This is a genomic window from Xanthomarina sp. F1114, from assembly GCF_026410255.1.
Classification (GTDB): Bacteria; Bacteroidota; Bacteroidia; order Flavobacteriales; family Flavobacteriaceae; genus Xanthomarina.
On the sequence record NZ_JAPMLL010000013.1, the window covers coordinates 111959 to 119222 of the forward strand.

Below are 7264 nucleotides of genomic sequence, written 5' to 3' on the forward strand. Positions count from 1 at the left end.
CTACAATGGAGAATAATTTTAAAATGGTTGCCAAAACTTTATTTGGCTTTGAAGAATTACTGGCAAAAGAACTGACGCAACTTGGAGCACAAGATGTTAAAATTGGTGTTAGGAATGTGAGTTTTACTGGTGATAAAGGCTTTATGTATAAGGCAAACTTGGGGTTGCGTACAGCTATTAAAATTTTAAAGCCTATTGAAACATTTAAAGTACGCAACGAACAAGATTTGTACGATAAGATTTATAAAATGTCTTGGGATACTTATTTAAAGCCAACCGGAACTTTGGCAGTAGATGCAACCATTAATTCTGATGTCTTTACACATTCTCTTTATATAGCTCAAAAAACAAAAGATGCTATTGTAGATAAATTTAGAGAAACTTCAGGGCAAAGACCTAATGTAGATTTAAAGTTTCCTGATTTAAAAATTAATGTTCATATAGATAGAGAGGTTTGTAATATCTCTTTAGATTCTTCGGGAGATTCACTACATAAACGAGGATATAAAACAGCAACTAATATTGCTCCAATAAACGAGGTCCTTGCTGCTGGAATGGTCATGCTTTCTGGCTGGGATGGGCAATCTGATTTTATGGATCCTATGTGTGGTAGTGGAACTATTTTGGCCGAGGCAGCAATGATTGCCTGTAATATTCCTCCAAATTTAATGCGAAAAGAGTTTGCTTTTGAACGTTGGGCAGATTGGGATGTAGAATTGTTTGAAAAAATTGAAGATTCTCTTTTAAATAAAACCAGAGACTTTCATTATAAAATTATGGGTTTCGATAAGTCTCCTTCAGCGGTAGCAAAAGCCACGGAGAATATTAAAAATGCGCATTTAGAAGAGTTTATTTCCATAAGACACGAAGATTTTTTCAAGACTCAAAAAGCTGGAGATAATAAATTACACATGGTGTTTAATCCTCCTTATGGCGAACGTTTGGATATTGATATGGAAGAATTCTATAAAAATATTGGCGATACTTTAAAGCAAGGTTACCCCGGAACAGACGCTTGGTTTATTACCTCTAATTTAGATGCTTTAAAACATGTAGGCTTACGTCCGTCAAGAAAAATACACTTAGTTAATGCTAAGTTGGAAGCCAGATTAGTTAAGTACGTTATGTATGAAGGTTCTAAAAAGGCAAAATTTAATAAGTAATGTTTATTTAGTTGCTAGTGGGTAGTTTTTAGAGGGTAGAAGTACGTCTTAGTATTAGTTCAAATTTCGAGGTTTAAAACTTAAAACTGGATTAGTTTTGAAAATGTATCCTTGTTCAAGTAATAAGCACAGCAAGGTTTTATTAGGTGATTTTAGCATCAAACTCCGGACAATCTATTCTAATTTCTGAATCGAGAAGCGCTTTTTCTAACAGGTTACAAAAATGTGTTGTTCCTTGTTTTTCATAAAATTTACAACCATAACAAGTGCGTTGAACCGTTAAAATTCCCGTTTGGTTTAATTTGTAAATGACCTGACTTAAGGTGCTGAACAAATCTTCTAATTTTGTGTCTTCAATGGTATTTAGATTAGATTTTATAGGATGGGCAAAGTCTTCAGTTTGTTTTATCAAGTCTTTTCCCGAGGAAGTTAAAATAATAGAATAGCTTCTACTATCTGAAGATGATAAATCTTTTTCAATATGACCTTTGTTAAGTAATGCTTTCACAGCATCACTAACTGTAGGTTTTGTAATGTTGAATTCCTGAGCTAAATGACTTACGTTACACAGCTCTTGTTTGTGATAAGCCACAAAAATTAAAATTTGAATCTGAATGGGACTTAAGCCAAATTCTTTTGCCTTATTCCAAAGAAGTACCTTAAAAGCCTCTGAAATACGCTGTAAAGCAGCAATAATTTTGCTGGATGTGTGCTCATTTTGAAATTCGGGGTTAAAAATGGAATTACTCATATTTTTATCTATAAAATTGCCTATCTAGATAACCAGACAGGCAAAGTTAGTTATCCTAATTAAATTAATTGCAGTTTTCCATTTCAATAATATGAAACCCTACTTTTTTAATATTATTAGTAATCTCTTCTGTAGCTTGTTCTATATGACAAAACTGACATTCAGACGATGATAGTTGTCCGGTTTTAAAAGGTTTACTTTTTATATAAGATTTGCCATAATTAAAGATGGTTTCTTCATCAGTTACATTATTTTCTACTAAAATATCGAAATGCATGATCCTGCCATCTTGGCGTTGTACATAGGTGTCCCAAACAGATACTTTCATCTTAACCTTTTACTTCTGCCATGGAAGCTCCATGATTAATATGAAGAACATTTCCAGTAGTAGTAACCATGGCTGGAACAGATTTTACACCAGCCTTTTCTGCTTCTTCAATTCGGTTTCTGTCTTCCCCAATATTGACAACCTCTACGTTGTTTTTTCCAATTAAATCAATAATGTCGTGTTCAGCACTTACACATACCGAACATCCTGCGTGATAAAAAATAGGCTTTTTCATGATTATAGTTTTAAATTAATGATATTATTATCATTTCAAAGATAGTAAGGAATCCTAACTAAATATAATTTATTGTGAATTTTAACATTTTTTGTGGTGTTATTTAGTAATGAGTGGTGAGAGGTGATTGACTGTGATGATTGGTCGTATTTTTGTTTTGGTAATTTAAATTTATGACGCGTTCAACTTCATCTTCAATTTCAAAGGCTTACTTATCTCTCTTATAAAAAGGAATTAAGTAAGAAATTGTGTATCCATAACCAAAGCCAAAGCCACCACTATCATAGGTTTTTTGGAAACCAGGAATAAAGAGATTTTCAAAATTTTCAGGTTGATCGTCACTTATCATATATTTAAATTGCGCATTTAATCCTAAGTATAAATTATTTAGAACCTCTACTTTAAGTCCAATAATAACTTCTCCCCACATAGCGGAAAGTCCGCCAAATTTTTCACCGTCTTCAGTTGTAAATTGAGGCGTCCAATATTGATCCTGAGAATATACGCCATAGCTATTTAGTGTCTGACTAAAAGTACTGGCGCCTATTCGGAAACCTCCGTATATCATGTTTTCCATTCCATACCAGTTTTCATACGCATTATAATCAACTCCAGCTTTAAAATAACTTCCTTGAGTTGTTACGTTTAAATAATCGTTAATGGTCTGTTTTTCTTCGGTTCCAATTTCTCCAGCTATATACCATTTTTTAGTTAATCTATAGTCTCCATTTATTTCAAAACCTTTATATTCATCGTCTATAAGCGTTCTAATTATTTTACCTAAATCGCCCCCTAAACGCAGGCCGTAACTTTCTTTAAATTTTATAGAATCTGTTTTTTTTACGATTATAGAATCGTTTTGTGCTTGAGTAGTGGCACAAAAAAACAGACATATAAAAAGTGGGTTAATGATATATTTTATAATGGATGTCTGTTTCATGTTCTACTGTTTGATTGTCGTTTTCTGCTCTTGCCAATTTAACCCAATTATCACCATCATCTTCAATAGTAATTACTACATTTTCAAAAATTGTTTTATAACCGCAAGCTCTAGATACGTATATTTCTTTTCTAATATAATTAATAGTAATGGTGTCGGGGTTTCCTAAAACAGTATCATTATCATCTATTTTATAACCTTTATGAAGAATGTACTGGGTACTATTTTCTGTAGTTTTTAATGGGAAATAAACTTCTTGAATATTCGCACTTCCATCGTAACCCGGTAAAACATCAGGCTCTGGATGTCCAACTCCCGTTATTCGTAATTTACTAACGTTTTTTGGTGTGTCTTCTTCGTTAGCAAAATTAATATCATAAAAAGCAATATGCATTTTAGGAGTTGTTTCTGTAGTTTCAGAACAAATATCATCTTTTTCACAATTAAAAAAGAGTGTAAAGAAAACAAGAATAGGAATTATAAAATAATTGTATTTTTTCATATTTATTTTCATTGTAAGCAGAAAACAGATTGGTTTATTCATGTAAATTAACCAATTATATAGTTATCGTTTTTCTAAAAGTACAACATTTTCTACATGATGTGTTTGAGGAAACATGTCTACTGGTCTTACTTTTGTTATTTTATACATGTCTTTTAATAAAGCTAAATCTCTAGCTTGTGTAGCACTATTACAGCTAACATAAACTAGTTTTTTAGCAGCAATATTTAGTAGTTGTTGCACCACATCTTTATGCATGCCATCTCTTGGAGGGTCTGTAATAATAACATCTGGTTGACCATGAGTTTTAATAAACGCATCGTTAAATACATTTTTCATGTCTCCCACATAGAATTCAACGTTTTCTATACCGTTTAATTGTGCATTTTCTTTAGCAGCAGTAATTGCATCTGGTACAGCTTCTACACCAATGACTTTTTTAGCTTGTTTGGCTACAAATTGTGCAATAGTTCCAGTTCCAGTATATAAATCGTAAACTAATTCGTTTCCAGTTAAACCAGCATAATCTCTAGTTATTTTATAAAGCTCATAAGCTTGATCTGAATTAGTCTGATAGAAAGATTTAGCATTAATTTTAAACTTTAAACCTTCCATATCCTCAAAAATATGATCTTGTCCTTTATAGCAAATCACTTCTTGATCGTAGATGGTATCGTTTGCTTTTTCGTTGACAACATATTGTAGAGATGTTAGTTCCGGGAAAGTCTCAGCCAGATAATCTAATAACATCTCTCTTTTTACTTTGTCTTCTTTAAAAAACTGAATAAGAACCATAATATCGCCAGTAGAAGAGGTTCTTATCATTAGGGTACGCAATAACCCTGTTTGATTTCTTGTATTAAAAAACTCTAGATCGTTTTTAAGAGCAAATTCTTTGACTGCATTTCTAATAGCGTTAGATGGGTCTGCTTGTAAATGACATTTTTTAATATCTAAAATCTTATCCCACATGCCTGGAATATGAAACCCTAAGGCATTTTTATCCCCTAGATCTTCATCCGACTGGATTTCTTCTAAAGTTAACCAACGACTATCGCTAAAAGAAAATTCCATTTTATTTCGGTAGAAATATTGTTTTGCAGAACCTAAAATGGGTGTAACTTCAGGTAATTCTAAATGTCCTAAGCGAGTTAGGTTATTTACCACCTCTTTTTGTTTGTAAAACAACTGATGTTCGTAGCCCATATCTTGCCATTTACATCCACCACAGGTTCCAAAATGCTCGCAAACTGGAGTAGTACGTTTGTCGGAAAGTTTATGGAAGGCAATGGCTTTTCCTTCGTAATATGCTTTTCGTTTTTTAAAGGTTTGTACATCAACTATATCGCCAGGAACTGCATTTGGCAAAAAAATTACTTTCCCATCTGCTGCTTTTGCTACAGTTTTTCCTTTAGCACCAGCATCTACAACTTCTACGTTTGTAAATACTTGTTTTTTATTTTTTCTTCTAGACATGCTGCAAAAGTAAGGAAAGGATTTGCTATTTACGCGTTCTGATTTACGATTTTTTTTACAAGATATGAATCACTAAAATATTATTTTTATTTTTTATATGAAACGATAATTTCTGGAGATTATATCTTTCCATAAAAATACTTTTTATTCGTTTAAATAAGGTGATAAAATCAAATAGGAAAACACTTTCCATAATCCGAGATATTTAGTAATTTTGCAAATCCTAGGGATGATTTCTCTCCCACGCTGAATTTTCGTATCGATACGTATCGGGATTTCGAAAAGATAAAGGTATAGTAGGAATGGTTATTTATTCATCAACTATAAATTTATTAAAATGGCTAGTTTAGACCAATTAACATCGCAAGAAGCGATAGATTTAGAAAACAAGTATGGCGCACACAATTACCATCCACTTCCAGTAGTGCTGAGTAAAGGGGAAGGTGTTTATGTATGGGACGTAGAAGGGAAAAAATATTACGACTTTCTGTCTGCTTACTCTGCAGTAAACCAAGGACACTGTCACCCAAGAATTGTAGGTGCTATGACCAAACAAGCAGAAACCTTAACATTAACGTCTAGAGCATTTCATAACGATATGCTGGGGAAATATGAAAAATTTGCTTGCGAATTTTTTGGTTTCGATAAGTTATTACCAATGAATACAGGTGCTGAAGCTGTGGAAACTGCTTTAAAAATTTGTAGAAAATGGGCTTACGAAGTAAAAGGGATTGATGAAAATGAAGCCGAGATTGTTGTTTGCGAAAACAATTTCCACGGAAGAACTACAACTATTATCTCTTTTTCTAACGATCCTGTTGCCAGAAAGAATTTTGGACCTTATACCAAAGGGTTTATAAAAATAGCATACGATAATTTAGAAGCTTTAGAAGCAGAATTAAAAAGCAATCCAAATATTGCTGGATTTTTAGCAGAACCTATTCAAGGGGAAGCTGGTGTTTTTGTTCCACAAGAAGGCTATTTAGAAAAAGCAAAAGCTCTATGCGAAAAATACAATGTGTTATTTATTGCAGACGAAGTTCAAACAGGAATTGCCAGAACAGGAAAGTTATTAGCTGTAGATCATGAAAATGTGAAGCCAGACGTATTAGTTCTTGGAAAAGCATTAAGTGGAGGTGCATATCCTGTATCAGCTGTTTTAGCAGATAATAATGTTATGGACGTTATTAGACCTGGAAACCACGGATCTACTTTTGGTGGAAATCCGGTAGCTGCTGCTGTAGCAATTGCTGCATTAGAAGTAGTTAAAGAAGAAAATCTTGCTGAAAATGCTGAGAAACTTGGAAAGCTGTTTAGATCTGAGTTAAACAAATACATTGAAACAACCGATCTTGTATCTCTAGTTAGAGGAAAAGGTTTACTAAATGCTATTGTTATTAATGATGACGAAGAAAGCGAAACAGCTTGGAATATCTGTTTAGCTCTACGTGATAACGGATTATTAGCAAAACCAACTCATGGAAATATTATTCGTTTTGCACCACCTTTAGTAATGACTGAAGAGCAATTATTAGATTGTGTGTCTATTATTGTAAAGACTTTAAAGCAATTTGAAAAATAAAACAGCAAGCAATTGCACGTTTATAAAACCTGAAAGACAATCTATCTTTCAGGTTTTTTTATGCGCAAAGACATCACGGATTTTGAGACTTTATTTTTTAAAACTAGATGATACGAGGGTTTTGTGTTTTGAATAAATTTTTCATGTTTTTAAAGAAACCATTAGGTTTTTTGGTAGATATTTAATTTCTTAACTATCTACGGACTATCTACGGACTATCTACGGACTATCTACGGACTATCTACGGACTATCTACGGACTATCTACGGACTATCTACGGACTATCT

8 protein-coding genes are annotated in these 7264 nt (G+C 32.9%); 2 read left to right on the plus strand and 6 right to left on the minus strand.

All coding sequences use genetic code 11. The annotated features are described in order from the left end of the window. Positions 1 to 5: 5 nt before the first annotated feature. A complete protein-coding gene (locus tag OS188_RS11915; protein WP_267149070.1) occupies positions 6 to 1163 on the plus strand; it encodes a THUMP domain-containing class I SAM-dependent RNA methyltransferase in 1158 nt (385 codons plus the stop codon). Between the two features lie 142 nt (positions 1164 to 1305). Here the strand turns inward: OS188_RS11915 and OS188_RS11920 are convergent, their stop codons facing one another. From OS188_RS11920 to rlmD, 6 genes are all read right to left on the minus strand, one after another. Further along, a complete protein-coding gene (locus OS188_RS11920; protein WP_267149071.1) occupies positions 1306 to 1914 on the minus strand; it encodes a MarR family winged helix-turn-helix transcriptional regulator in 609 nt (202 codons plus the stop codon). Positions 1915 to 1978: 64 nt separating this feature from the next. Continuing rightward, positions 1979 to 2242, minus strand: a complete 264-nt coding sequence (locus tag OS188_RS11925) for a DUF2024 family protein (protein ID WP_267149072.1) — start codon at positions 2240 to 2242, stop codon at positions 1979 to 1981. A 1-nt stretch (position 2243) separates the two neighbouring features. Beyond that, a complete protein-coding gene (locus OS188_RS11930) occupies positions 2244 to 2477 on the minus strand; it encodes a thioredoxin family protein (protein ID WP_267149073.1) in 234 nt (77 codons plus the stop codon). A gap of 208 nt (positions 2478 to 2685) precedes the next feature. Next, positions 2686 to 3417, minus strand: coding sequence for a DUF6048 family protein (locus OS188_RS11935; RefSeq protein WP_267149074.1), 732 nt, complete (start codon positions 3415 to 3417; stop codon positions 2686 to 2688). After that, complete coding sequence (locus OS188_RS11940; protein WP_267149075.1) at positions 3383 to 3919, minus strand: DUF6452 family protein; 537 nt, start codon at positions 3917 to 3919, stop codon at positions 3383 to 3385. Before OS188_RS11940 ends, OS188_RS11935 begins: the two co-directional genes overlap by 35 nt. Before the next feature lie 63 nt (positions 3920 to 3982). Continuing rightward, complete coding sequence (gene rlmD / locus OS188_RS11945) at positions 3983 to 5395, minus strand: 23S rRNA (uracil(1939)-C(5))-methyltransferase RlmD (RefSeq protein WP_267149076.1); 1413 nt, start codon at positions 5393 to 5395, stop codon at positions 3983 to 3985. A gap of 337 nt (positions 5396 to 5732) precedes the next feature. On the opposite strand from rlmD, the gene rocD reads away from it, so the two are divergent. Then, on the plus strand, positions 5733 to 6977 hold the full coding sequence (gene rocD, locus OS188_RS11950; RefSeq protein WP_267149077.1) for an ornithine--oxo-acid transaminase: 1245 nt from the start codon (positions 5733 to 5735) through the stop codon (positions 6975 to 6977). The last annotated feature ends 287 nt before the right edge of the window (positions 6978 to 7264 follow it).